The 23,677-nt window shown below is 73.2% G+C and carries 22 protein-coding genes and 3 tRNA genes; 7 read left to right on the forward strand and 18 right to left on the reverse strand.

The window, feature by feature from the left end; genetic code table 11:
* Window positions 1–36: 36 nt before the first annotated feature.
* Window positions 37–921, forward strand: coding sequence for an NUDIX hydrolase (locus tag AB0C22_RS10630; protein WP_219468161.1), 885 nt, complete (start codon window positions 37–39; stop codon window positions 919–921).
* A gap of 243 nt (window positions 922–1,164) precedes the next feature.
* On the opposite strand, the gene AB0C22_RS10635 is transcribed toward AB0C22_RS10630, so the two are convergent.
* The 3 genes from AB0C22_RS10635 to leuC form a co-directional block, all read right to left on the reverse strand.
* Window positions 1,165–1,971 (reverse strand): HU family DNA-binding protein, encoded by an 807-nt coding sequence (locus tag AB0C22_RS10635; RefSeq protein ID WP_357534632.1) that lies wholly within the window; start codon window positions 1,969–1,971, stop codon window positions 1,165–1,167.
* Window positions 1,972–2,143: 172 nt separating this feature from the next.
* Complete coding sequence (gene leuD, locus AB0C22_RS10640) at window positions 2,144–2,731, reverse strand: 3-isopropylmalate dehydratase small subunit (RefSeq protein WP_219468156.1); 588 nt, start codon at window positions 2,729–2,731, stop codon at window positions 2,144–2,146.
* 15 nt (window positions 2,732–2,746) lie between these two features.
* Window positions 2,747–4,189: a 3-isopropylmalate dehydratase large subunit gene (leuC, locus tag AB0C22_RS10645; protein ID WP_219468153.1), complete on the reverse strand. Its 1,443-nt coding sequence runs from the start codon at window positions 4,187–4,189 to the stop codon at window positions 2,747–2,749.
* Window positions 4,190–4,238: 49 nt separating this feature from the next.
* Between leuC and AB0C22_RS10650 the strand changes: the two genes are divergently transcribed.
* Window positions 4,239–4,925 (forward strand): IclR family transcriptional regulator, encoded by a 687-nt coding sequence (locus tag AB0C22_RS10650; RefSeq protein WP_088646078.1) that lies wholly within the window; start codon window positions 4,239–4,241, stop codon window positions 4,923–4,925.
* 282 nt (window positions 4,926–5,207) lie between these two features.
* On the opposite strand, the gene AB0C22_RS10655 is transcribed toward AB0C22_RS10650, so the two are convergent.
* From AB0C22_RS10655 to AB0C22_RS10670, 4 genes are all read right to left on the reverse strand, one after another.
* Window positions 5,208–5,283, reverse strand: a tRNA-Glu gene (locus AB0C22_RS10655).
* Between the two features lie 415 nt (window positions 5,284–5,698).
* A tRNA-Glu gene (locus AB0C22_RS10660) sits at window positions 5,699–5,771 on the reverse strand.
* Between the two features lie 140 nt (window positions 5,772–5,911).
* A tRNA-Gln gene (locus AB0C22_RS10665) sits at window positions 5,912–5,983 on the reverse strand.
* Between the two features lie 108 nt (window positions 5,984–6,091).
* Window positions 6,092–6,895 (reverse strand): fumarylacetoacetate hydrolase family protein, encoded by an 804-nt coding sequence (locus tag AB0C22_RS10670; RefSeq protein ID WP_208567257.1) that lies wholly within the window; start codon window positions 6,893–6,895, stop codon window positions 6,092–6,094.
* Between the two features lie 155 nt (window positions 6,896–7,050).
* On the opposite strand from AB0C22_RS10670, the gene AB0C22_RS10675 reads away from it, so the two are divergent.
* Window positions 7,051–8,670 carry a hypothetical protein gene (locus AB0C22_RS10675; protein ID WP_357534635.1) on the forward strand — a complete coding sequence of 540 codons (1,620 nt, stop codon included), beginning with the start codon at window positions 7,051–7,053 and terminating at the stop codon, window positions 8,668–8,670.
* A 71-nt stretch (window positions 8,671–8,741) separates the two neighbouring features.
* Window positions 8,742–9,626, forward strand: coding sequence for a 3-methyladenine DNA glycosylase (locus AB0C22_RS10680; protein WP_219468150.1), 885 nt, complete (start codon window positions 8,742–8,744; stop codon window positions 9,624–9,626).
* Between the two features lie 153 nt (window positions 9,627–9,779).
* Here AB0C22_RS10680 and AB0C22_RS10685 read toward each other — a convergent pair whose 3' ends face one another.
* From AB0C22_RS10685 to AB0C22_RS10720, 8 genes are all read right to left on the reverse strand, one after another.
* On the reverse strand, window positions 9,780–10,934 hold the full coding sequence (locus tag AB0C22_RS10685; protein ID WP_357534637.1) for a cellulose binding domain-containing protein: 1,155 nt from the start codon (window positions 10,932–10,934) through the stop codon (window positions 9,780–9,782).
* A gap of 89 nt (window positions 10,935–11,023) precedes the next feature.
* Window positions 11,024–11,422 (reverse strand): DUF4180 domain-containing protein, encoded by a 399-nt coding sequence (locus AB0C22_RS10690; protein WP_219468144.1) that lies wholly within the window; start codon window positions 11,420–11,422, stop codon window positions 11,024–11,026.
* A 75-nt stretch (window positions 11,423–11,497) separates the two neighbouring features.
* Window positions 11,498–11,923 (reverse strand): alternative ribosome rescue aminoacyl-tRNA hydrolase ArfB, encoded by a 426-nt coding sequence (gene arfB, locus AB0C22_RS10695; RefSeq protein WP_219468141.1) that lies wholly within the window; start codon window positions 11,921–11,923, stop codon window positions 11,498–11,500.
* Window positions 11,924–12,002: 79 nt separating this feature from the next.
* The gene (locus AB0C22_RS10700; protein WP_219468138.1) at window positions 12,003–12,866 is read right to left on the reverse strand and encodes a trypsin-like peptidase domain-containing protein; all 864 of its coding nucleotides are present in this window, start codon (window positions 12,864–12,866) and stop codon (window positions 12,003–12,005) included.
* Between the two features lie 57 nt (window positions 12,867–12,923).
* Entirely contained in the window at window positions 12,924–13,883 is a 960-nt protein-coding gene (locus AB0C22_RS10705) for a VWA domain-containing protein (RefSeq protein ID WP_219468135.1), read from the reverse strand.
* Window positions 13,880–14,881, reverse strand: coding sequence for a DUF58 domain-containing protein (locus AB0C22_RS10710; protein WP_208567265.1), 1,002 nt, complete (start codon window positions 14,879–14,881; stop codon window positions 13,880–13,882). Before AB0C22_RS10710 ends, AB0C22_RS10705 begins: the two co-directional genes overlap by 4 nt.
* Window positions 14,878–15,927, reverse strand: a complete 1,050-nt coding sequence (locus AB0C22_RS10715; RefSeq protein ID WP_219468131.1) for an AAA family ATPase — start codon at window positions 15,925–15,927, stop codon at window positions 14,878–14,880. The genes AB0C22_RS10710 and AB0C22_RS10715 overlap by 4 nt, the downstream gene beginning before the upstream one ends.
* Window positions 15,928–16,160: 233 nt before the next feature.
* Window positions 16,161–16,682 carry a hypothetical protein gene (locus tag AB0C22_RS10720; RefSeq protein ID WP_219468129.1) on the reverse strand — a complete coding sequence of 174 codons (522 nt, stop codon included), beginning with the start codon at window positions 16,680–16,682 and terminating at the stop codon, window positions 16,161–16,163.
* A gap of 395 nt (window positions 16,683–17,077) precedes the next feature.
* On the opposite strand from AB0C22_RS10720, the gene AB0C22_RS10725 reads away from it, so the two are divergent.
* Entirely contained in the window at window positions 17,078–18,013 is a 936-nt protein-coding gene (locus tag AB0C22_RS10725; protein ID WP_255599088.1) for an endonuclease/exonuclease/phosphatase family protein, read from the forward strand.
* 15 nt (window positions 18,014–18,028) lie between these two features.
* Here AB0C22_RS10725 and cimA read toward each other — a convergent pair whose 3' ends face one another.
* Complete coding sequence (gene cimA, locus AB0C22_RS10730; protein WP_208567269.1) at window positions 18,029–19,612, reverse strand: citramalate synthase; 1,584 nt, start codon at window positions 19,610–19,612, stop codon at window positions 18,029–18,031.
* A 287-nt stretch (window positions 19,613–19,899) separates the two neighbouring features.
* Here cimA and AB0C22_RS10735 point away from each other — a divergent pair, with 287 nt between their 5' ends.
* A complete protein-coding gene (locus AB0C22_RS10735) occupies window positions 19,900–20,358 on the forward strand; it encodes a PRC-barrel domain-containing protein (RefSeq protein WP_219468125.1) in 459 nt (152 codons plus the stop codon).
* 112 nt (window positions 20,359–20,470) lie between these two features.
* The gene (locus tag AB0C22_RS10740; RefSeq protein WP_357534642.1) at window positions 20,471–21,226 is read left to right on the forward strand and encodes a tyrosine-protein phosphatase; all 756 of its coding nucleotides are present in this window, start codon (window positions 20,471–20,473) and stop codon (window positions 21,224–21,226) included.
* A gap of 20 nt (window positions 21,227–21,246) precedes the next feature.
* Here AB0C22_RS10740 and AB0C22_RS10745 read toward each other — a convergent pair whose 3' ends face one another.
* Together AB0C22_RS10745 and AB0C22_RS10750 are read right to left on the reverse strand one after the other, a co-directional pair.
* Complete coding sequence (locus AB0C22_RS10745) at window positions 21,247–22,344, reverse strand: branched-chain amino acid aminotransferase (RefSeq protein WP_219468119.1); 1,098 nt, start codon at window positions 22,342–22,344, stop codon at window positions 21,247–21,249.
* A 109-nt stretch (window positions 22,345–22,453) separates the two neighbouring features.
* A complete protein-coding gene (locus AB0C22_RS10750; RefSeq protein ID WP_219468116.1) occupies window positions 22,454–23,485 on the reverse strand; it encodes a 3-isopropylmalate dehydrogenase in 1,032 nt (343 codons plus the stop codon).
* Window positions 23,486–23,677 lie beyond the last annotated feature (192 nt).

Genomic DNA, 23,677 nt, shown 5'->3' on the forward strand with positions numbered 1-23,677 from the left:
CCGGCACGACCGATTCTCCGGACGTAGGGTGACCAGATGGTGGACGAGGAGGCGGCCGGGATCCGGGCGGCCGGTGGGGTGGCCTGGCGGCCGGCCGGTGACGGCGGGGTCGAGGTCTGCCTGGTGCACCGACCCCGCTACGGCGACTGGTCGCTGCCCAAGGGCAAGCTGGAACGCGGCGAGCACCCGCTGCTGGCCGCCGTCCGCGAGGTGGCCGAGGAGTCCGACGTGCGGGCGGTGCCGCAGGTCCGGCTGCCCACCGTGCGGTACCGCAGCGAGGGCCGGCCGAAGGTGGTCGACTACTGGTCGATGCGGGCCGTGGCCACCGGCGGGTTCCAGCCGGACACCGAGGTCGACGACGTGTGCTGGCTCGACGTCGACGCCGCCGTCCGGCGGGTCAGCTACCCGCACGACGCGCAGGTGCTGACCGCGTTCGCCGCCCTGCCCAGGGTCACCGGCACGGTGGCGCTGGTCCGGCACGCCCACGCCGGTAAGCGGGCGACCTGGTCCGGACCGGACACCGGCCGGCCGTTGGACGCCGAGGGGGTCACCCAGGCACGGGCGTTGGCCCCGCTGGTCGCCCTGGTCCGCCCGGTACGGCTGCTGTCGGCCTCGCCCCGCCGCTGCGTGCAGACCCTGGACCCGGTGGCCGACCTGCTGGATCTGCCGATCGAGGTGTGCGGGGACTTCGACGAGCCGCAGCCGGGTCAGCAGGTCGACGAGTGCGCGTTGGCCGCCGCCGGCCGGTTGGCCGAACTGGCCGCCCGTGGGCAGCCGGTCGGGGTGTGCAGCCAGGGCAAGGTGATCCCGGGGGCGTTGGCCCGGCTCGCCGGGCGCGACGACGACTTCGGCACCGCCAAGGGGGGCGGTTGGCTGCTCGCCTTCACCGCCGACCGGCTACTCGCCGCCGACCGCCTCTGAACACCCACCCCCGACCGGCCCCGGACACTCGCCGCTGCACCATCGCGGCCGACCGGGTGCAGGACCCTAACGGTCGGCCGACGCCGGACAGTCGCGGCCGGACGCCGCTGCGCCCTCGCGGCCGACCAGACGCAGGACCCTCACGACCCGGCCGACGCCGGACAGTCACGGCCGGCCCCCGGTTGGAGGTTGGAAACGGGCGCCCACCGTGACGGTGGGCGCCCGTTTCGTCGTACCGGGAAATCAGCGCTTGGCGGCGGTCCGCTTCGCCGGCGCCTTCTTCGCGGTGGTGGCCTTGGCGGTGGTGGCCTTGGCGGTGGTGGCCTTGGCGGTGGTGCTCTTGGCCGCAGCGGTCTTCTTGGCCGCCGTGCTCCGGGCGGGAGCCGACTTGGTCGCCGTGGCGGTCTTCTTCGCCGGAGCGGCCTTCTTCGTGGCCGCCTTGGTCGCGGTGGCGGCCTTGGTGGCCTTCGCCGCGGTGGTCTTGGCGGCACCGGTGGCCTTGCTGGCCGCGGTCGTCTTCTTGGCCGCGGTGGCCTTGACGCCGGTCGCCTTCGTCCCGGTCGCCTTGCTGGCCGCGGTCGTCTTCTTGGCCGTGGTCGCCTTGGCCGTGGTCGCCTTCGCGCCGGTGGCCTTGGCGCCGGCCGCCTTGGCGGCGGTGGCCTTCGTGCCGGTGGCCTTGGCGCCGGCCGCCTTGGCGGCGGTGGCCTTCGTGCCGGTGGCCTTGGCGGCCGCCGTGGTGGTGGTCTTCTTCGCCGGAGCGGCGGTCTTCGGCACCTTGCCGGTGGCCACCATCTCCTTGAAACCGGCGCCCGGCTTGAAGGCCGGCACGGATGTCTTCTTGACCTTCACCGCCTCACCGGTACGCGGGTTGCGCGCTGTTCGCGCCGCCCGGACACGCTTTTCGAACGATCCGAATCCGGTGATCGCCACTTTGTCGCCCTTGGTGACCGCCGCCTGGACCTCGGCGAGGACCGCGTCGAGCGCCGCCGTCGCCGACTTCCGGTCCCCCAGGCGAGCGGCGAGCGCCTCGATGAGCTCGGCCTTGTTCACGACTTCCTCCCGATTGTGCAACTGACTCGACGCGAGCCATTCTGCGCGCACCGTATGCCCTGTGCTGCCTGGACACAAACATTCGGTGGAAAAAAGCCCTTGTGTCGTAACGGATTCGCCCCCACCGGATGAACCGGTGGGGGCGAAAACGGTGCCGTGGCCCGGCGTACGGCTAGACCACGGCGGGGGTGAACGACGGTCGGCCGGCCTCGTACGCCTCAATGTCGGCGACGTGCCGCAGGGTGAGTCCAATGTCGTCGAGGCCCTCCATCAGCCGCCAGCGGCTGTGGTCGTCGAGCGGGAACGGCCAGGTGGAATCCCCGACCCGGACCTCACGGGTGGTCAGGTCGACCGTCACCGGCGTGGTCGGATCGGCCTCCACGAGGTCCCAGATCTGCTCGACCGCGGCCAGTTCCAATTCGACCGGGAGGAGCCCTTCCTTGAGCGCGTTGCCCCGGAAGATGTCACCGAACCGGGGCGAGACGACCGCCTGGAAACCACCGTCGCGCAGCGCCCACACAGCGTGCTCCCGGGACGACCCGGTGCCGAACTCGGGCCCCGCCACGAGGATGCTGGCCCCGGAATACGCCGGGTTGTTGAGCACGAATGCGGGATCGTCGCGCCAGGCCCGGAAGAGCCCGTCGGCGAAGCCCGTCCGGGTCACCCGCTTGAGATACACGGCCGGGATGATCTGATCGGTATCCACATTGGAACGCCGCAAAGGCGCGGCGGTGCCGGTGTGGGTGGTGAACTTGTCCATCTCTCGGCTGCCCTTCTACAGATCGGCCGGGGCGGCGAGCCGGCCGGTCACGGCGGTGGCGGCGGCGACCGGCGGCGACACCAGGTGGGTACGCCCGCCCCGGCCCTGCCGGCCCTCGAAGTTGCGGTTGGAGGTCGAGGCCGAACGCTCGCCCGGCTTCAGGGTGTCCGGGTTCATGCCCAGGCACATCGAGCAGCCGGCGAACCGCCACTCCGCTCCGGCGTCGGCGAAGACCTTGTCCAGGCCCTCCGCCTCGGCGGCCTCCCGCACGGCGGCGGAGCCGGGCACCACCAGCATGCGTACCCCGTCGGCGACCCGGTGGCCACGCAGCACGTCGGCGGCGGCCCGCAGGTCCTCCAGCCGGCCGTTGGTGCAGGAACCCACGAAGACCACGTCGACGGCGAGGTCGCGCAGCGGGGTGCCCGGGGTGAGGTCCATGTACTCCAGGGCCCGGCGCGCGGCGGTCCGCTCGGCGTCGGTGGTGAACTCCTCCGGGTCCGGCACGGCCGCGCCGAGCGGGACGCCCTGACCGGGGTTGGTGCCCCAGGTGACGAACGGGGTGATCCGGCTCGCGTCGAGGGTCACCTCGGCGTCGAAGGTCGCGTCGTCGTCGGTGGGCAGCGTCCGCCAGTAGGCAAGCGCCGCGTCCCAGTCCGCCCCGGCCGGCGCGTGCGGCCGGCCCTTGAGGTACGCGAAGGTGGTCTCGTCCGGCGCGATCAGGCCCGCCTTGGCGCCCCACTCGATGGACATGTTCGCCACCGTCATCCGGCCCTCCATCGACAGCGCCCGGATCGCCTCGCCCCGGTACTCCACGATGTGACCGCGTCCGCCGCCCGTGCCGACCTGGGCGATCAGCGCGAGGACCAGGTCCTTGGCGGTGACGCCGGGGCCGAGCTGACCGGTGACGTTGACCGCCATGGTCTTCGGGCGGGCCTGCGGCAGGGTCTGGGTGGCCAGGACGTGTTCGACCTCACTGGTGCCGATGCCGAAGGCCAGCGCGCCGAACGCGCCGTGGGTGGCGGTGTGGGAGTCGCCACAGACGATCGTCATCCCCGGCTGGGTCACGCCCAGCTGGGGGCCGATCACGTGCACGATGCCCTGGTTCTCGTCGCCCAGGGGGTGCAGCCGCAGGCCGAACTCGGCGCAGTTGCGGCGCAACGTCTCGATCTGGGTACGCGAGGTCGGGTCCGCGATCGTCAACAGGTCGCCCCGGCGCAGGCGGAACGCGGGATCGTCGTACCCGGTCGGGGTGTTGTGATCCTCGGTCGCGAGCGTGAGATCGGGGCGGCGGACCCGCCGGCCGGCCTGGCGCAGCCCGTCGAACGCCTGCGGGCTGGTCACCTCGTGCAGCAGGTGCAGGTCGATGTAGAGCAGGTCCGGTTCGCCCTGGGCGGTCCGTACGACGTGTGCGTCCCAGACCTTTTCGGCCAGGGTCCTCGGTTGAGTGACTCCCACCATCTGGACATCCTAAATTCTGGGAGGTAAATTTCGGCTTGTGGGACACAGTATGAGCGGTGTCGGCGTGCTCGACAAGGCGGTGGTCATCCTGGCCGCCTGTGTCGACGGCGCCAGCCTGGCCGAACTAGTCGAACGCACCAAGCTGCCCCGAGCCACCGCACACCGGCTGGCCCAGGCACTGGAGATCCACCGGATGCTGGTCCGGGACACCCAGGGACGATGGCGTCCCGGGCCCCGGCTCGGCGAGTTGGCCAACGCCGCCCCGGACGTCCTGCTGACCGCCGCCGAGCCACTCCTGGCCGCACTGCGCGACGCCACCGGGGAGAGCGCCCAACTCTACCTGCGCCGGGCCGACGAACGGGTCTGCGTGGCCGCCGCCGAACGGGCCAGCGGCCTACGGGACACCGTCCCGGTCGGCTCGGTGCTGCCCATGACGGCCGGCTCCGCCGCGCAGATCCTGCTCGCCTGGGAGCCCCCCGAGGCGGTCATGCCGCTGCTGCCCCGGTCCAAGTTCACCGGCCGCACCCTCGCCGAGGTACGCCGCCGGGGCTGGGCGCAGAGCGTCGCCGAACGGGAGGCCGGTGTGGCGAGCGTCTCCGCCCCCATCCGGGACCGCACCGGCCGGGTGATCGCCTCGATCAGCATCTCCGGCCCGATCGAACGCCTCGGCCGCCGCCCCGGCGAACGCCACGCCATGGCCGTCGTCCGCGCCGGCCAACGCCTCTCCGGCCTCTAACCCACCCCCACCCCCACCCCTCCCCCGCCCCGCCTCGCCCCGCCCCGCCCCGCCTCGGTGATCAAGAAGTTTGCGTCATGTTTAGAGATCAAAGTGACGCAAACTTCTTGATCAACTGACGCAAACCTCTTGATCAACTGACGCAAACCTCTTGATCACCGAGGCGAGACCGGCGGGAGCGGGGAGGGCAGGGGAGATGGCCGGGGGCGGGGCCGGGGCGGGGAGCGGGAGCGGTAGAGATGACGATCGGCCCGCCTCGCGGGGCGAGACGGGCCGATCGTGTGGTAGCCCCGACCGGATTCGAACCGGCGCTACCGCCTTGAGAGGGCGGCGTCCTGGGCCACTAGACGACGGGGCCAGGCACTTTTCCTGCTTCACCGCCCCGGGGGGCGGCGCGGGATTAGTCTAACGGCACCGACGTCCGGCCCCCAAGACGGGGGTCGGGGCCCTACGGTCGTACGCCGACCGGGCCATCGCCGGCCAGCATCGGGGACGCGGGCACCCCAGGGGCACAAGCGCCCCGGGGATGTGAGCGCCCCGGGGCAAAGTAGCGGTGCCTGGTGGCTGGGATGGCGCAACAATGCCCCACGTGCGGGTCTGCCCGGCCGGGCGGACAGGACGGCCCGGGCGGACAGGACGGCCCGGGCGGACAGGCGGGCAGGCGGGCAGGCGGGCGCGGAACGGCCGGCGGACAGGCGGCGCAGAACGGCCGGGCGGGCAGAACGGATGCGAAGAAGCCCGCCCCAGCGAGGTGGGACGGGCTGTCAGCGTTGTAGCCCCGACCGGATTCGAACCGGCGCTACCGCCTTGAGAGGGCGGCGTCCTGGGCCACTAGACGACGGGGCCAGAACATAGCTTGTGCTTCCCTGCCCTGCCGGGCGGGGAAGCTGCACTCTATCAGAGATCAACTTGACTCCCGTGGCGGGAGCGGTGTCGATCACCGTCAGAATCCAGCGTCCGCAGATTCGGGTGAACCTGTGGTTGCGCTGGGGTACCAGGACTCGAACCTAGACTAACTGAACCAGAATCAGTTGGGCTGCCAATTACCCCATACCCCATTGGCCCCTTGTGGCGCCGGGAAGGAACTTTACCCTCCCCGCGCCAACAGGCCAAATCCAATCCCCCAAACCGCCCTTGAGCTGCGGAAACATGGGGTGTCGTACGGCTCAGGCGACCGGGACCACCGAGTTGGTGAGTTCGCCGATCCCCTCGATCCGCACGGTGACCGTATCCCCGTCGGTGAGCGGACTAACCCCGGCCGGGGTGCCGGTCAGCACCACGTCCCCGGGCAGCAGCGTCATCACGTGCGAGATGTACGACACCAGCGCCGGCACGTCGAACACCATGTCCTTGGTCCGACCGAGCTGGCGTACCTCCATCTCGTCGGGGTTGCGCCCCACCTCGCAGCGGACCTCCAGGTCGGAGACGTCCAGGCCGGTGGTGATCCAGGGGCCGATGGGGCAGAACGAGTCGAAGCCCTTGGCCCGGGTCCACTGCGAGTCGGAACGCTGCAGATCCCGCGCGGTGACGTCGTTGGCGCAGGTGTAGCCGAAGATGGCCCGCTCGGCGGCGGCCCGGTCGGCCCGGCGGGCACCCGGCGCACCGATCACCACGGCCAGCTCCGCCTCGTGCTCGACGTGCTTGGAGAAGATCGGCAGCCGGATCGCGTCCCGGGGGCCGATCACCGAGGTGGACGGCTTGAGGAAGAGCAACGGCTCCTTCGGCACCTCGTTGCCGTGTTCGGCGGCGTGCTCGGCGTAGTTACGCCCGACACAGACCACCTTGCTCGGCAGGATCGGCGAGAGCAGCCGAACGTCGGAGAGCGCCCAGCGGGCGCCCGAGAACTGGATCTGCCCGAACGGGTGGCCGTCGATCTCGGCGATGGTCAGGCCCTGCGGCCCGGCCTCCGACTCGCCCTCGACGACCCCGAACGACATTCCCTTGGCATGAGCGAAACGAGCGATACGCACCCGGCCAATCTATCCCCCACGGCGGCGTCGCCCGTCGGCCACCGGGAAACGTCGGCGCAGCGTAGGCCATCGGTCGGCGCTGCGGGCGGGGTTCGGGGCTTCGTACCCGCCCGGAGGGTCCCCGCTCCTAACGTCGGCTCCGGAGGTTCGTTGGTATGCCTGCATCGAGACGACACCACAGGGCCCTCGCGGTTTTCGTGAACTGCCTGGGCATTCTCGCCGCCGTACCGGCGCTGCCCGGCACGGACCCCGCGCCCCGCGCGCCGGCGACGACCACCCCGGCCGCGGCCACCCCGGCGACGACCGGCACGCCCGTGGTCCGGGCACCGGCCGCCGAGCCCGCCACCGGGGCGGGACGTACCACGGCACCGGGCCGGGCACCGGCAGCAGACCCGGCCGGCGCGGCGGATCCGGGCCGCCGGGGCCGTGAGTTCGACCCGGCGGTCGCCGCACCGGCCCGTCTCGCCGCCTGGGCCACGCCGGTGGCGGCGGCCCGGGAGACACCACCACCGGCGGTACGCCCACGGGCCGCCCCGGCCGCACCCGGGGTGGCGGCCAGCGGCGCGGTCGTGCCGGTCACCCCGACGGCACCCGCCCCGGGGATGACCACCGCCGGCAACCCGGGCGTACCCCGACCGGCTCCGCAGGTCACCGTGGCCGTGGCACCCGCCGCGACGTCGGTGCCGGGCTACCGGATCATGGTGCGCAACACCGGCAGCGCGACGGTGCAGACCATGGTCCGGCAGGAGGTGCCGGCGGGCGCCTCGATCACCGCGGTCAGCGCGGGTGGGCTGGCCACCCGGCCGGGCGGGGCCACCGGCGGCGGGGAGGTCACCTGGCGGCTCGTCGTGCCGGCCGGGTCGACCCGGACCCTGGACACCGCCCTGGCCGCCACCGCGCCGGGCCAGGCGCTGACCGCACCGGCCTGCGCGTACACCAGCGACGGTGACCAGCCGTACGACTGCGCGACCGCCACCTGGCGCAGCGCAGCGGTCCCGGAGGCGGCGGTGCCCGCGACGCCGGCCTGGCGGCAACCGCCGATCCTGCTCGGGGCGGCCGTGGTGGTGCTGGCGCTGCTGGCCGGCGGTTCGTGGTGGTGGCTGCGGGCCCGACGACGGGTGAGCGGTGTCGAGCCGACCGGCTCCGCGCCGGTAGCCGCAGGTCACCCGTCGTACGCCGGCGGGCCGGCGGCGGCCCCGGGTGGCGGGACGGTGTACCCGCGCCCCGCCGCCCCGGGACAGCCCGCGCGACGACGTAACCCGTCGGTGTGGCTGGTGGTGGGGGTGGCCGCGACCGTGCTCGCCGGGGTGGTCTTCGCCGCCGCGTGGACGGCCACCCGGGAGGTCGCCGCGATCGACACCACCAAGCAGCCGACCGCCGGGGCCTGGACGGGCACCACCATGTCCGGTGCCGTGGGGACCCCGCTGCGGGAGAAGGCGTTCGAGTTCACCGTCTACCGGGTGGCCTGCGGCACCGCGAACGCGGCGAGCCAGCAGTGCCAGGCCACGGTCGGGGTCCGCAACGTCACAGCGGAGCAGCAGAGCTGGCACGGTCAGCTCCAGCGGGCGTACCTGCCGGGGGGCACCTGGGTCAGCACCGACGAGGACGCCACCCGGCTGGCGAACCTGGGGCGGGACGTCTTCGCCCAACCCGTGTCGGCGGGCAGCCGGGTGGTGCTGCCGCTGGTCTTCACCGTGCACGGGATGCAGAAGCCGGAGCAGTTGGAGCTGCGCAGCGGGGTGTTCTCCGCCGGTGTCCGGGTGGACGTGCCCTGACCCGGCGGGACACGCCGGACGGCAGCGACGTGCGCTGACCGGGGGCGGGCGGCGGTCGTACCCTGGTGGGTGTGACCGCCGCCCTCGCACCCGCCGCTCTCGACGCGGCCGACTGGCGGGCCCGGCGGGCGGCCCACGAGGCGCGGGTGGCCGGCTGGCTGGACCCGCACCTGGCCCGGCGTCGCACCGGCGGCCGGCACCCGGTGGAGGACTTCCTGTTCACCTACTACTCGCACCGCCCGGCGCAGCTGCGCCGCTGGCATCCGGGTGCGGGGGTGCTGCTGCGCGACGCGGACCCGGCCGAGTTCGGCCGGGACTACCGCGCCGGCCCCGCCGGGGTCACCCTCGACACCGACGGGGTACGCGACCGCCGCGCCGACTCGATCGCCTGGATCAGGGGTCTGCTGGCCGCGACCGCCGGCCGGCCGGCGCACCTGGGCTGCTTCGGGATGCACGAGTGGGCGATGGTCTACCGGCAGACCCAGGAGGAGGTACGGCACAACGCCTGGCCGTTGCGGCTCAGCCCGGACGACACCGCCGCCGTGGTACGCGAGCGGGGCGTGCGGTGCAGCCACTTCGACGCGTTCCGGTTCTTCACCGCGCCGGCCCGGCCGCTGAACCTGCTCCAGCCCACCCGGGAGACCCAGCACGCGCTGGAGCAGCCGGGCTGCCTGCACGCCAACATGGATCTCTACAAGTGGGCGTACAAGCTCTCCCCGCTGGTCGCCTCGGAGCTGGTCGCGGACTGTTTCGCGCTGGCCCGGCAGATCCGGGCGCTGGACATGCGGGCCAGCCCCTACGACCTGGCGGCCCTCGGCTATCCCCCGGTCCGGGTGGAGACCCCCGAGGGCCGGGCCGAGTACGCGGCGGCGCAGCGGGGTTTCGCCGAGCAGGCCGCCGTGCTCCGCGCCCGGCTGCTGGCCGCCCTGGACCTCGTCGGGGCTGTCCACAGCTGACCGTCCGACGCGTGCCTCGACTGCCGGCTGCCCGCCCGTCTCCTGCGTGATCACGCTCGAACCACGAAGTAGTGGCCTCCGTCGTCCGGGAGGCCACTACTTCGTGGGTTCAGCACGATGTTGCGGGTGTTCTTCGGCGCACGGGTGGGCCGGTCAACTGGCGGTGCAGGTCGCCGTGGGGGCGGTGGCGGTGCCGGTGTGGGTGCCGAGGAACCCGAAGGTGGCCTCGGCTGCCGGGGCCAGCGCGCCGTTCCAGTTGACGTTGCGGGCGGTGACCGCGCTGCCGGTCTGGGTCAGCTCGGCGTTCCAGGTCTGGGTGATCTGTTGCCCGGCGGGCAGAGTGAAGGTGACCCGCCAGCCGGTGGTCCGCACGGTGCCGGTGCTGCGCACGGTCACCTCACCCTGGTGCCCGCCCTGCCACTGGTTGGTGATCCGGTAGCTGGCGGTGCAGGCGACGCCCGCCGGCGGCGAGGTGGTCGGCGGGTCCACCGTGGGTGACCCGGTGGGGCTGACCGTGGGGCTCGCCGTCGGGGTGGGCGGGGTGGTGGGGCTGACCGTCGGGGTGGGCGAGGCGGTCGGGGTGGTGCCGCCGAGGGCGGCCACCAGCGCCGGGTACCACCGGTCGGACATCTTCTGGTCGCCGGCCGCGTTGGGGTGCACCCCGTCGTAGGTGTCGGTGCTGGTGCTGAATCCGGTCCACTGGTCGACCACCACGATCGGCGACGCGGCGGTGGTCTTCCCCGCCGCCCAGCCGTCGATCACGGCGTTCAGGGCCACCGCCCGCTGCCCGCACTCGGCGCAGCTCGACGGGGCCATCGGGATGATCTTCGCGACGATGATCCGCATCGCCGGGTTGCTGGCCCGCATCTGGTCCACCAACTTGGAGTACGCGGCCAGGATGGTGGCCGGTGCGATGTTGCTCCACACGTCGTTGGTGCCGAAGTGCATCAGCACGACGTCGGGGCGGGTGGCGGCGAGCCAGCCGGGCAGCAGGTTCTGGTTGGCGACGTTCGTCACCAGGTAACCGCCGTGGCCCTCGTTGTCCCCGTCGTACGGCTGGCCGCAGCCCTGCGGGCCGAGGGTGCCGACGAAGTCGACGTCGGTGTGACCGGTGGACTGGAGACGGTTCCAGAGGATGGACCGCCAGCAGCCGGGCGAGCCGGTGATCGAGTCGCCGAGCGGCATGACACGGACCGGGGTGGCGGCGGCGGGCCGGGCCGGGGTGGCGGCGACCAGCCCGACGAGCAGGGTGAGGGGGACCGCCGCGAACGCGGCGAGCAGGGCGGAGAGGAACGGCCTTCGGAGCATGGTGAGGGGACTCCTGTCACGTGACGACGTGCGGTCGGTGACGGCCCGGTTTGCTCCCACGGACATCCCAGCAGACCGGGTGCCCCGACTCAACGCCCTCCCGCATCCTGGCGAAGCGCTTCGACGCGCAGCCGCTCCTCCAGCGCGGCCAGGGTGTCGACGAACCACAGCTGGCCACCCCGGTTGGCTTCGACGACGAAGTCACGCAGCGCGGTACTCCGTGTGACGTGCCCGGAGATGTCACCGACCACGGCCAGCCGCAGCCGGTAGTTGACGAACTTCTGCACCACCTCGCCCGCCACCCCGGTGCGCAGCGTGAAGAACTCGACGGCGAGCCGGCGTACCGGCAGCACCACCAGGCCGACCCCGTGGCCCAGGGCCGCGCCGATCACGCCGGTGGCGTCGTCGCCGCCGCAGATCCTCGGCCCGTCGGCGGCTCCGGCGAGCGCGGTGGTGCCGGCGAGGGTGACCAGGGTGTCGGTGGACATGCCCGCCAGCCTAGGCAGCGCCGGGCCACACCGGCCCGGGTTTCGCCGTGCACGGCCGGTTCCGGTGGGGGCGGCTCAGTCGCCGTCGGCGCGGCGGTCCCGCTTGCGCTGCGACTGCCGCTTCTTGTCGGCGAGACGGCGTTCCTTGGCACCCCGCGAGGGCCGGGTGGGACGGCGGGGCGGTGGCGGTGGGGCGACGGCGGCGCGCAGCAGCGCCGCGAGGCGTTCCCGGGCCGCCTCCCGGTTGGCCAGTTGCGCCCGGTGCTCGCTCGCGGCGATGGTGAGCACCCCGTCGACCAGCCGGCCGGCGAGCCGCTCCAGCGCCCGTTCCCGCAGCACCGGGGGCAGGCTGGTGGTGCCGGCCAGGTCGAAGCTCAGCTCGACCCGGGAGTCGGTGGTGTTGACACCCTGCCCGCCGGGCCCGGACGAGCGGGAGAACCGTTCCCGCAGCTCGGCGGCGGGCACGGTCCACCGATCGGTCACCCGCAGTCCGTCGTCCACCCCGCGAGGCTAACGCCCCCGCCCGACGCCGTGCGGCGCGGTCACCGGGGGCGCGGCCCGCCGCACCCGCACGGGAGGCTCAGCCGCCCTTGCCGATGATCGTGTCGGCGGTCTGCTGCACCTGGTCGATGGGGATGGCGAAGCCGATGCCGATCGAGCCGCTGCCGTCGATGGTGGCGATCGCCGTGTTCACCCCGACCACCTCGCCCCGGGCGTTGACCAACGGGCCACCGGAGTTGCCCGGGTTGATCGACGCGTCGGTCTGCACCGCGCTGCGCCGGTTGGTGCCCAGTCGTACCTGCCGGTTGAGGGCGCTGACGATCCCGGCGGTCACCGTGCCGGCCAGGCCGAGCGGCGAGCCGACCGCGAGCACCGGCTCACCGACGCGGGTGGACCGGGGCTTGGCCAGGGGCAACGGGGCCAACCCGGCGGCCGACGGCACCTTCAGCACGGCCAGGTCGCTGCCGGGTTCCCGGCCGACCACCTCGGCGGCGTACCGGCGGCCGTCGGGCATCTCCACGGTCACCGCGCCACCACCCCCCTTGGCCAGGATGTGGTCGTTGGTGACGATGTGCTGCTCGTTGTCGATGGCGAAGCCGGAACCGGTCGCCGACTGCCCGGTGGCACCCCCGCCGACCAGCACGGACACCACCCCGGGGACGGTCTTCTGGGCGGCGGTGACCAGTTCCGCCGGCACCGGGGCGGCGGAGGCCGCCGTCGGGCCCGCCCCGCCCTGGCCGGCCACCCAACCGCCGGCCGCCGCCCCGGAGACGGTGGACAGGGCGACCACCGCCACGGCGGTCCACAACCGGCCACGCCAGCGCCGCCGGGACGGGTCCTCCCCCGGATCCGGTACGTCCCACCGGTGCCGGCCGTCCGGCCCCAGGTCGGGTGAGAGGAACCAGGGACCCCGGGGTTCCCCCAGACCGGTCTGTACTGCCATACGTCCGCTCCTCACTGTTGCGACGGATCAGGGGCAGGTGGGCCCGCGTCGTCCCCCTCAGGGCAGGCGGGAGAACCAGCGCATCGACCCGGCCGCCGCCCCCATGGCGAAGACCAGCCCGAGCCCGATAAACCGGGCGGAGATGTCCTGACGTTCCTTGCGGTAGCCGACGGACGAGCCGATGTCCTCGTAGACGTCGCGCAGTTCGGCGCTACTGCCCGCCTCGTGGAATCCGCCCCCGGTCTGGTCGGCGACCGCCCGCAGGGTCTGCCCGTCGACCGGCACCTGGATCGGGCGGCCACCCCGGTCGACGAACCCGCCCGGGGTGCCGAACGAGATGGTGTGCACCGGCACCTTCGCCTCGACGGCCGCCGAGGCCGCCTCCATCGGGTCCGCGCCGGAGGTGTTCGCCCCGTCGGAGAGCAGGATGACCCGGGCCGGCGGCGGTTGCTTGGCCGCCTTGTCGTCGAGGCTCTTGACCGCGCCGAGACAGGCGCTGATCGCCTCGCCGATGGCGGTGCCCTGCACCCCGGTGATCCCCTCGGCGAGCCGGTCGATCCCGTCGTGCAGGGCGCCCCGGTCGGTGCTCGGCGGCACCAGCACCGCCGCGCTGCCGGCGAAGGCGACAAGTCCCACGTTGAACTCGTCGGGCAGCCCGTCGACGAAGGTCCGGGCGGCCTCCTTGGCGGCGGTCAACCGGTCCGGTTCGACGTCGGTGGCGAGCATCGACGTGGACACGTCCACGGCGACCATCACGGTGGCCCGCTCGCGGGGCACCCGTACCTCGGCGGTGGGCCGGGCGAAGCCGACCACCAGCAGCGCCAGCATGGCCAGGAAGAGCCCGGCGGGCACGTGCCGCCGCCAGGCGGGCCGCTGCGGGGCGACCCGGTCGAGCAGTCGCAGGTTGGTGAAGCGGACGGCGTACCGGCTGCGTCGGCGCTGCGCCAGCAGGTAGCCGGCGGCCAGCGCGACCACCCCCAGCAGCAGCAGGAGCCGGACGGGTGACTGCCAGTTCACGCGAGACCTCCCCGGGAGGCGGCGGGCGCGGCCGCCAGCCGACGCTGGGTGTGCACGTGCCGCACGATGTCGGCGGTCCAGTCCCGGTCGGTACGCAACGCCAGGTGACCGGCTCCGCTGCGGCGCAGCGCGCGGGCCACCTGGGCGCGTTGCGCGGTGGCGGCGTCGGCGTACCGGCGGCGTAGCCCCGGGTCACCGGTCCACACCTCGCGCCGCCGGCCGGTCTCCGGGTCGACCAGGGTGATCAGGCCGACGTCGGGCAGTTCCAGTTCGCGGGGGTCGGTCACCTCGACCGCGAGCACCTGGTGCCGGGCGGCGAGCCGGCGCAGCGCCGGTTCCCAGGGTGCCGGGGTGTCGTGGTCGTCGGGGAGCCCGTCGAGGAAGTCGGAGACCACCACCACCAGCCCCCGCCGTACGGCGGTCCGTTGCACCGCCGCGAGGGCTGCCGCCAGGTCGGGGCCGACCGGCGGGGTGGCCGGTGGCTCGGCGTCCGCCCGGGGGGCGTGCAGCAGCGCACGGAGCAGGCTCAGCAGGTGGGTACGCCCACTGCGGGCGGGGAACCGGCGCAGCCCGTCGGTGCCGAGCACCTGTGCGCCGAGCCGGTTGCCGGTGCCGGCTGTGAGGAACCCGATCGCGGCGACGGCCGCCACGGAGAGTTCCCGTTTGTCCAGCTCGGCGGTGCCGTACTCCATGCTGGGGCTGGCGTCGACCAGCAGCCAGGTGGTCAACTCCCGGTCGGCGTCGACCTCGCGGACGTGCGGGACGGTGGTGCGGGCGGTGACCGCCCAGTCGATCCGGCGTACCTCGTCCTCGCCGGGGCGGTACTCGCGGCTGCCGGCGAGTTCGCTGCCGGGGCCGGGCAGCAGGCCACGCAGCTGGCCCTGGAGCAGCCCGTCCAGTCGGCGGGTGACGGTCAGTTCGAGGCGGCGCAGCCGCTGTTCGGGGGCGAGGTCGGCCAGGGTCGGGCCGGCGGGTGCCGGGGCGGTCCGGGGTCTCACGCCGCCGCCAGGTCGGGCGTGTACTCGGGGTGGCCGGTGGCGAGCACCGGCGGCGGCACCGCCTGGACCAGCCGGTGCACCACCGCCTCGGCGCTGACCCCGTCGGCGACCGCGTCGAACGAGAGCACCAGCCGGTGGGCGAGCACGTCGACGGCGAGTTCGCGGACGTCCTCGGGGAGCACGTACTCGCGGCCCCGCAGCAGCGCCTGGGCGCGGGCGGCGGCGACCAGGCCGAGGGTGGCCCGAGGGCTCGCCCCGTACGCCAGCAGCGGGGCGATCTCCGGCAGCCCGAAGCGGCCCGGGTCGCGGGTGGCCAGGATCAGCCGGACCACGTACTCGGCGAGCGCGTGGTGCACGAAGACGTGGGCGGCCCGGCGCTGGTAGTCGCGCAACCGGACCGGGTCGAGCACCCGACGGGGGCGGGGCCGGTCGCTGCTCATCCGGTAGAGGATGGCCAGCTCGTCGGCGTCGCCCGGGTAGTCGACGACGATCTTCATGAGGAACCGGTCGCGTTGTGCCTCGGGGAGCTGGTAGACCCCCTCGGACTCGATCGGGTTCTGGGTGGCCAGCACCAGGAACGGCTCCGGCACCGGCCAGCTCCGGCCGCCGATGGTGACCTGCCGTTCGGCCATCGCCTCCAGCAGCGCGGACTGCACCTTGGCCGGGGCCCGGTTGATCTCGTCGGCGAGCACCAGGTTGGCCATGATCGGGCCCAGCTCGACGTCGAACTTCTCGGTCGAGGCGCGGTAGATCCGGGTGCCGACGATGTCGGAGGGGACCAGGTCGGGGGTGAACTGGATGCGGGTGAAGGTGCCGCCGACGACGGTGGCGAGGGTCTGCGCGGCCAGCGTCTTCGCCACCCCGGGCACCCCTTCCAGGAGGCAGTGCCCGTCGGCGATCAGCGCGGTGAGCAGTCGTTCGACGAGCCGGTCCTGCCCGACGATCACGCGTCTGACCTCGAAGAGGGTCTGTTCCAACTCGGCGCCTGCCGCGTCGGCTTCGACCGGGCTGGGCAGGCTGGCCAGGGTGTCCGAGATGTCCGTCACGGTGCTTGCTTCCCAGGGCGGTGGGTAGGCAAACGTCGGAATTTCCGCCCCTGGCCGACCCTTTCCCGGCCGGACCGGGACGACCCGCCCGTAGGGGCGGCAACACCGTGGGACGGCAGGACCGGTACGTCAGGTGCCGCGCGTCGCCCCCCGCCCGGCGGCGGGAAACCTGCTCCACAACGGACGGTGCCGACCCCCGGGATGGGGGCCGGCACCGTCGACGCGGCCGCGCGTCAGTTGGCGACGAACAGGTGGAACGGCTTGTTCGAGGCCGATCCGCCGGAGCTGTACGTCTGGATGAAGACGCCGTTCGGGGTCTGGTTGCGGGGCGCGACCGAGATCTCACCGGCCGGCGGCACGTTGAACTGGTCGTTGGTGCCGATGGTGGCCTGGAACGCCTTCCCGACCACGCTGTAGTCGAGCAGCACCTGGTACTGGCCGGTGCCGTACTTGGTCGCCGAGACGACGTTGGCCGAGTGCTGGAGCAGGGTGCCGCCGCTGGTGACGACCGCCCAGGCGACCGAACCCGCAGCCGGCGGGGCGAGCGAAACCTTCAGCGCGGCGCGGGCCTGCTTGGCTTCGGCTGCCGTCACCGGCGGCTGACCGGTGGCACCGGCCAGCCGGGCCCCCGGCTGAGCCACCTCGGCCGGGGCCTTGGTCGTGGGCTGGGCGGCGGCGATCCCGCCGCCGGCCAGGGTGAGCGCCAGGACGCCGAGCGTCACCGCCGCCGCCTTACGCCTGAAGAATGTGGCCATGACAGGTCTCCCTCTTGTGACCGTGGCGATACGGCCGGCCCACCGTTCGGAGAGCCGGATGGGTCTGGTGCGGACGGGCCGGAAATGACGCGGACAGAAGAGCTCCATCCGCGTCGGAAATGTTGACCGATCAACACTCCCGACCGGCCTGAGCTGGGATTACTACGCTCTGTTGTGGCACCTCAACGAGGAGGAACCTAACACCGACAAAAGCGGAGCGTCAATAGCGGACCAACCCGTTTTGCCATCTCGAAAACGATGTTGAAAATTGCGAAAGATGAACTCTCGACCATTCACGAATGGGTGCCGGGGCGCTGCGGACGGCGTCGGTCACTAGGCTGACCGCCGTGCTCACGAGCCTGACGCCGCCCACCACCCGTCGCCCCGCAGCCACCCTGCTCTGCTGGCTGGCGGTGGCCCCCGGCCTCGCCTGGGCGGTGGTCCGCCTCGCCGGGCTGGACCGGGGCCCGCTGGTGCAGGCGCTCGCGTTCACCCCGTACGTGGCGGGGTGGAGCCTGCTGGTGTTGACGCTGACCCTCGCCCTGCGACGCCGGTGGCCGGCGGTGGCCGCGGCGGTGGCGGCACTGGCCCTGGTCGGGGCGGTGGCACCCCGCGCCCTGCCCACCGGGCAGCCGACGGTCGACGGGCCCGAGCTGCGGCTACTCACCGCCAACCTGCTCAAGGGCGGCGCCGACGCGGCCACCCTGGTCGAGCTGGTCCGCCGGCACCGGGTGGACGTGCTCACCGTGCAGGAGTTCACCCCGGCGGCGCGCGACGCCCTCGACCGGGCCGGCCTCGCCGGCCTGCTCCCCCACCGCCAGCTCAACCCGGAGGTGGGCACCACCGGCTCCGGGCTCTACGCCCGTTTCCCGCTCTCCGACGGCGGCTTCCGCCGCAACGCCGGCTTCGCGTTCACCCAGGCGTACGCGACGGTGGCGGTGCCGGACGCACCCCCGCTGCGAGTGGAGTCGGCCCACCCGGCGGCACCCTGGTCGGTCGAGGTGGTCGGCGAGTGGCGCACCGACCTGGCCGGCCAGCCGCGCGCCACCCCCGACGGGCAGCTCGGCATCCTCGCCGGGGACTTCAACGCCACCCTCGACCACGCCCCGCTGCGCGCCCTGCTGGCCAGCGGCTACGTGGACGCCGCCGACGCCGTCGGGGCCGGCCTGGTGGGCACCTGGGGCCCGTACGACGGCACCCCGATCCCGCCGGTGACCATCGACCACGTCCTGGTCGACCGCCGGATCGCCGTCAGCGCGGTCACCGTCCACCGGGTGCCCGCCACCGACCACCGTGCCGTGCTGGCCACCCTGCGGCTGCCCACCCGCTGAGGCCGGGGCGGCGGCTCAGACCCGGGCCCGGTCCAGGCCGTAGGTGAGGGCGTCGACCAGGGCGTGCCAGGAGGCTTCGACCACGTTGGGGTGCACACCGACGGTGGTCCAGTCGCGGCCGGTCCCGTCGGCGGTCTCCACCAGCACCCGGGTCACCGCCCCGGTGCCGTGGGTGCCCTCCAGGATGCGCACCTTGTAGTCGGCCAGCTCGAAGTGGCGCAGCTCCGGGTAGTACCGCAACAGCCCGACCCGCAGCGCCTCGTCGAGGGCGTTGACCGGTCCGTTGCCCTCGGCGGTGGCGATCACCCGCTCACCGCGTACCCGGATCTTCACGGTCGCCTCGGAGACCACCGCACCGTCCTCCCGGTGCTCCACCAGCACCCGGTACGACTCCAGCGCGAACGGTCGCACCGGGGCGGCGTCCGGCAGCTCGGAACGGACCAGCAGCTCGAACGACGCGTCGGCGGCCTCGAACGACCAGCCGCCCGCCTCCAACTCCTTGACCCGGGTGGTCACCTTCGACACGGCGTCCGGATGGCCGGCCAGGTCAAGACCCAGCTCGCGGCTCTTCAGCTCGATGCTGGCCCGGCCGGCCATCTCGGTCACCAGGATCCGCATGTCGTTGCCCACCACCGACGGGTCCACGTGGTTGTAGAGCAACGGGTCGACCTTGATCGCGCTCGCGTGCAGCCCCGCCTTGTGGGCGAAGGCGGCGGCCCCGGCATACGCCTGGTGGGTGTCGGGGGCGATGTTGGCGATCTCGGCGATGGCGTGCGAGACCCGCACCATCTGTTCCAGGCAGCCGTCGGGTAGGACGGGCAGCCCGAGCTTGAGTTGGAGGTTCGCCACGACGGCGAAGAGGTCGGCGTTGCCGGGGCGTTCGCCGTACCCGTTGGCGGTGCCCTGGACGTGCCGGACCCCGGCCTCGACGGCCGCGATCGTGTTGGCCACCGCGCAGGCGGTGTCGTTCTGGGCGTGCATGCCGAACAGCTCCGGGGCGATCCCGGTCCGCGCGGTCAGGTCGGCGATCGCGGCGGTCACCCGGGACGGGAGCATCCCGCCGTTGGTGTCGCAGAGCACGAACCGTTCGGCCCCGGCGGCGAGCGCGGTCTCGACCACCGAGGCGGTGTACGCCGGGTCGTGCCGGAACCCGTCGAAGAAGTGCTCACCGTCGACGAAGACCCGCCGCCCCTGCGCGACCAGGTGGGCGACCGTGTCCCGGACCATCGCCAGGTTCTCCGCGCCGGTGGTGCGCAGCGCGCGTTCGACGTGCCGGATGTCGGCCTTGGCGACCAGGGCGACGGCCGGGGTCTGCGCGTCGAGCAGCGCGCGCACCTGCGGGTCGTCGGCGACGGCGATCCCCGCCTTGCGGGTGGCACCGAACGCGACCAGCAGGGCGTGCCGCAGGTCCAGCTCGGTGCGGGCGCGGCGGAAGAACTCGGTGTCCTTCGGCACCGCGCCCGGCCACCCGCCCTCGATGAAACCGACGCCGAACTCGTCGAGCAGCCGGGCCACCGCCAGCTTGTCGATCACCGAGTAGCTGAGCCCCTCGCGCTGGGCGCCGTCGCGCAGCGTGGTGTCGTAGACCTGGAACGTCATCGCGAGTCCCTTTCTTCGGACCGTCGAACCTTGCGGGGGGCAACAAAAAGACCCCCCGCGGATGCGGGAGGTCTGCGCGCTCGGCGGAGGGGAGGCCGGCGCGCTAGCTGCCAATAATGCGGGCGGAGCTGGTCACGGTGGCCACTCTGCCACTCCCACCCGAATCTGGGAGACAGAATCCACATCCCGGGACGGGATGTGTGGGACGTCTCCCCTCGGGTACCCCAGATGCGGACACGAAGCGCTTTTCTCCGATAACGACTACCACAGTCGAGGCAGGAGTTCCGATGGACAGGCTCGATCCGCACACCGCCCACGGCACCACGGACCCGATGGTCGACGACGGTCAGGGCGCGATCGCCGGCGGCGCCCCCGGTGGGGCGTTCAACCCGTGGAGCTACCGCGACGAGGCCGGGGTCACCGACGCCGACCTGGTCGGCTACAAGGTCGAGGCGACCGACGGCGGCATCGGCAAGATCGACGAGGCGAGTCACGAGGTCGGCGGCAGCTACCTGGTCGTCGACACCGGGCCGTGGATCTTCGGCAAGAAGGTGATGCTCCCCGCCGGCACCATCAACCAGGTCGACCACGACGACCGCAAGGTCCACGTCGACCGCACCAGGGACCAGATCAAGGCCGCCCCCGAGTACGACGAGACCAGCCACAGCGACCCGGCCTACCGGGACAAGCTGGGCGGCTACTACGACGACACCTACGGCAACCTCCCCCCGGGCACCGCCCGGTAGGCGACAGGCGGGCGGTCCGACGCACCGGCAGACCCCGGACACCAGACCCGTCGATCGACGACGACGGCCGGCGGGGCGGCATCCACGCCCCGCCGGCCGTTACCGTGTCCGGGTGAACCCCACCGAGGACAGCCGCCGTATCCCGTTCTCCGCGATGTTCAACTTCCGCGACGTCGGCGGCTATCCCGGCCACGACGCCCGGACCGTCCGCTGGGGGCGCCTCTACCGGTCGGACTCCCCACACCGCATCGACGGCACCGACCGGGAGGCGTTCAGCGCCCTCGGCATCCGCACCGTGATCGACCTGCGCCGCCCGACCGAGGTGGACCGGGACGGCCGGGTGCCCGACCTGGACGGCCTGGCCTACCGGCACATCCACCCCGAACACGCCGACTGGGCGCTGACCCGCCACGAGCCGGAGTCCAGCCTGGCCCGCTACCTCGCCGACCGCTACGCCGACCTCGCCGAGACCGGCACCGCCGGGCTGGCCGAAGCCGTCGGCCTGATCGCCGACAGCGCCAACGCCCCCGTCCTGGTGCACTGTGTGGCGGGCAAGGACCGCACCGGCATCGTCTGCGCGTTGACCCTGGCGGTGCTCGGCGTCGACGACGACCGCATCGCCGAGGACTACGCGCTGAGCAGCGAGGCGTCCCAGCGGTTCAGCGCCTGGCTGGCGGCGTCCATGCCGGAGGCCGAAGCACCGCCCGCGCCCTTCCTGGGCTCCCCCGCCGAAGCGATGTCGCTCTTCCTCGTCGAGCTGCGCCGACGGCACGGCTCGGTCGAGGACTACCTGCGCCACGCCGGCGTCACCGACGCCCAGCTCGCCGCCCTGCGCGACCACCTGCTGGAGCCGCCCACGCCGCAGTGACCCCCTCGGGGGGCCGCCGGTCAGCTCAGGTGCGTCACCCAGCCGTGCGGGTCGGGGGCGTCGCCGCGCTGGACCGCCACCAACTGCTCCCGCAGCGCCGAGGTGGACCGGCCCGGCTCACCGCCGCCGATCACGAACTCGCCGCCGGGGTGCCGCACCCGGGCGACCGGGGTGATCACCGCGGCGGTGCCGCAGGCGAAGACCTCACTCAGCCGGCCGCTCTCGGCGTCGGCCTGCCACTCGTCGAAGCTCACCCGGCGTTCGACGACCCGGTGCCCGGACGCGGCGGCCAGGTCGAGCAGCGCGTCCCGGGTGATGCCCGGCAGGATCGTGCCGGTCAACGGCGGGGTGACCAGGGTGTTGTCGTCATAGACGAAGAAGACGTTCATGCCGCCGAGTTCCTCGACGTAGCGGCGCTCCACCGCGTCCAGGAAGACCACCTGGTCGCACCCGGCCTCGATCGCCTCCGCCTGGGCGGACAGCGACGCGGCGTAGTTGCCGCCGCACTTGGCCGCGCCGGTGCCGCCGGGGGCCGCCCGGGTGTAGTCCGGGGAGACCCACAGAGTGACCGGCTTGACCCCACCGGCGAAGTACCCGCCGGCCGGCGAGGCGATGACGCAGTAGAGGTATTCGTTGGCCGGGCGGACACCGAGGAAGGCCTCGCTGGCGAACATGAACGGCCGCAGGTAGAGGCTGGTGTCGGCGCCCTCGGGGATCCAGTCCCGGTCGATCTCGACCAGCTTGCGCAGTGACTCGACGAACAGCTCCGCCGGCAGCTCCGGCATGGCCAGCCGCCGGGCGGAGGCGATGAACCGGGCCGCGTTGGCCTCCGGGCGGAACATGGTGATCGAGCCGTCAGCCGTCCGGTAGGCCTTCAGCCCCTCGAAGATCTCCTGCGCGTAGTGCAGGACGGCGGTGGCCGGGTCCATCGGGATCGGCGCGCGGGCCTCGACCCGGGGGTCGTACCAGCCCTTGCCGTCGGCGTACCGGATGGTGACCATGTGGTCGGTGAAGACCCGGCCGAAGCCGGGGTCGACCAGCAGGGCGGCCCGTTCGGCGGCGGATACCGGCGCGGGATTCGGACGGATCTCGAAATCGAGCATGTCACCACCGCTCATCGCGCTGACCTCCCTGCGGGTTGACGGCACGCGGGAACCACGCACCGAGCTGCTGTCCAGAAACCTACCCCGAACGGTCGTTCAGTGGATAGGGCCGCTACCGGCGGGATCAGGCCACCGCGTGCGCGGCGAGCCGGTCCCCCACCTCGTCGGTCCGCAACGCCACACCCGGGGTCCGGGCGACCAGCTCGGCGGCGACCGCGTCGGTCACCCGGGCGGCGGCGTCGGCGTGACCCAACTGGTCGAGCAGGAGCGCGGCGGAGAGCACGGCGGCCACCGGGTCGGCGACCCCCTTGCCGGCGATGTCCGGCGCCGAGCCGTGCACCGGCTCGAACATCGACGGGTACGCCCCGGTGGGGTTGATGCAGCCACTGGCCGCCAGGCCGATCCCCCCGGTGACCGCGGCGGCGATATCGGTGAGGATGTCGCCGAACAGGTTGTCGGTGACCACCACGTCGTAGCGCTGGGGCTGGGTGACCAGGAACATGGCGGCCGCGTCGACGTGCTGGTACTCGGTGGCGACGTCGGGGTGCTCGGCGGCGACGGCCGCGAACGCCCGCGCCCACAGCGAGCCGGCGTGGGTCAGCACGTTGGTCTTGTGCACCAGGGTGACCTTGCGCCGCTCCCGGCGGGCGGCGCGGGCGAAGGCGTCCCGGATGACCCGTTCCACCCCGTGTCGGGTGTTCAGGCTCTCCTCCGTGGCCACCTCGGCCGGGGTGTCCCGGTGCAGGCTGCCGCCGGCACCGGCGTAGAGGCCCTCGGTGCCCTCCCGGACGACGACCAGGTCGACCTCACCCGGCTTGACGTTGACCAGCGGGCCGGGCACGCCGGGCCAGAGCCGGGACGGGCGCAGGTTGACGTACTGGTCGAAGGCGAAGCGGAGCTTCAGCAGCAGGCCGCGCTCCAGCACGCCCGGCGGCACGGTGGGGTCGCCCACCGCGCCGAGCAGGATGGCGTCGTGGCCGGCCAACTCGGTCAGCACCGAGTCGGGCAGCACCTCGCCCGTGCGGTGGTAGCGCGCCGCGCCGAGGTCGTACTGCGTCGCCTCGACCCCGGGGAGCACGGCGTCGAGGACCTTGAGGGCCTGCGCGACCACCTCGGGTCCGATCCCGTCCCCGGCCACCACCGCGATCCGTGCCACCTGCCGCTCCTCACCTCGTCCGCTGGGGTGAACGGTACGTCCCCGTCCCGGTTCCCGGTACGAGCCTTCCATTATCTGGGAGGGCGAAATGCTCAGCAGGCTCCCAGCCAGCATTCATGGTGCGGTCATCTCCACTGCCTAGGGTCGGTGCAGGACGGGTCGTGGGGCCCGGGACGGACCGGTCGCGACGCC

Origin of the sequence: Micromonospora sp. NPDC048894, assembly GCF_040649765.1 — a bacterium.
Classification (GTDB): Bacteria; Actinomycetota; Actinomycetes; order Mycobacteriales; family Micromonosporaceae; genus Micromonospora; species Micromonospora antibiotica.

Coding starts and splice junctions, on each gene's coding strand:
- AB0C22_RS10720 (WP_219468129.1), bottom strand. CDS start 16,682: ATGGCCACATTCTTCAGGCGTAAGGCGGCGGCGGTGACGCTCGGCGTC.
- AB0C22_RS10675 (WP_357534635.1), top strand. CDS start 7,051: ATGCCTGCATCGAGACGACACCACAGGGCCCTCGCGGTTTTCGTGAAC.
- AB0C22_RS10650 (WP_088646078.1), top strand. CDS start 4,239: ATGAGCGGTGTCGGCGTGCTCGACAAGGCGGTGGTCATCCTGGCCGCC.
- AB0C22_RS10700 (WP_219468138.1), bottom strand. CDS start 12,866: ATGGCAGTACAGACCGGTCTGGGGGAACCCCGGGGTCCCTGGTTCCTC.
- leuD (WP_219468156.1), bottom strand. CDS start 2,731: ATGGACAAGTTCACCACCCACACCGGCACCGCCGCGCCTTTGCGGCGT.
- cimA (WP_208567269.1), bottom strand. CDS start 19,612: ATGACGTTCCAGGTCTACGACACCACGCTGCGCGACGGCGCCCAGCGC.
- AB0C22_RS10630 (WP_219468161.1), top strand. CDS start 37: ATGGTGGACGAGGAGGCGGCCGGGATCCGGGCGGCCGGTGGGGTGGCC.
- AB0C22_RS10745 (WP_219468119.1), bottom strand. CDS start 22,344: ATGAGCGGTGGTGACATGCTCGATTTCGAGATCCGTCCGAATCCCGCG.
- AB0C22_RS10735 (WP_219468125.1), top strand. CDS start 19,900: ATGGACAGGCTCGATCCGCACACCGCCCACGGCACCACGGACCCGATG.
- AB0C22_RS10690 (WP_219468144.1), bottom strand. CDS start 11,422: ATGTCCACCGACACCCTGGTCACCCTCGCCGGCACCACCGCGCTCGCC.
- leuC (WP_219468153.1), bottom strand. CDS start 4,189: ATGGTGGGAGTCACTCAACCGAGGACCCTGGCCGAAAAGGTCTGGGAC.
- AB0C22_RS10685 (WP_357534637.1), bottom strand. CDS start 10,934: ATGCTCCGAAGGCCGTTCCTCTCCGCCCTGCTCGCCGCGTTCGCGGCG.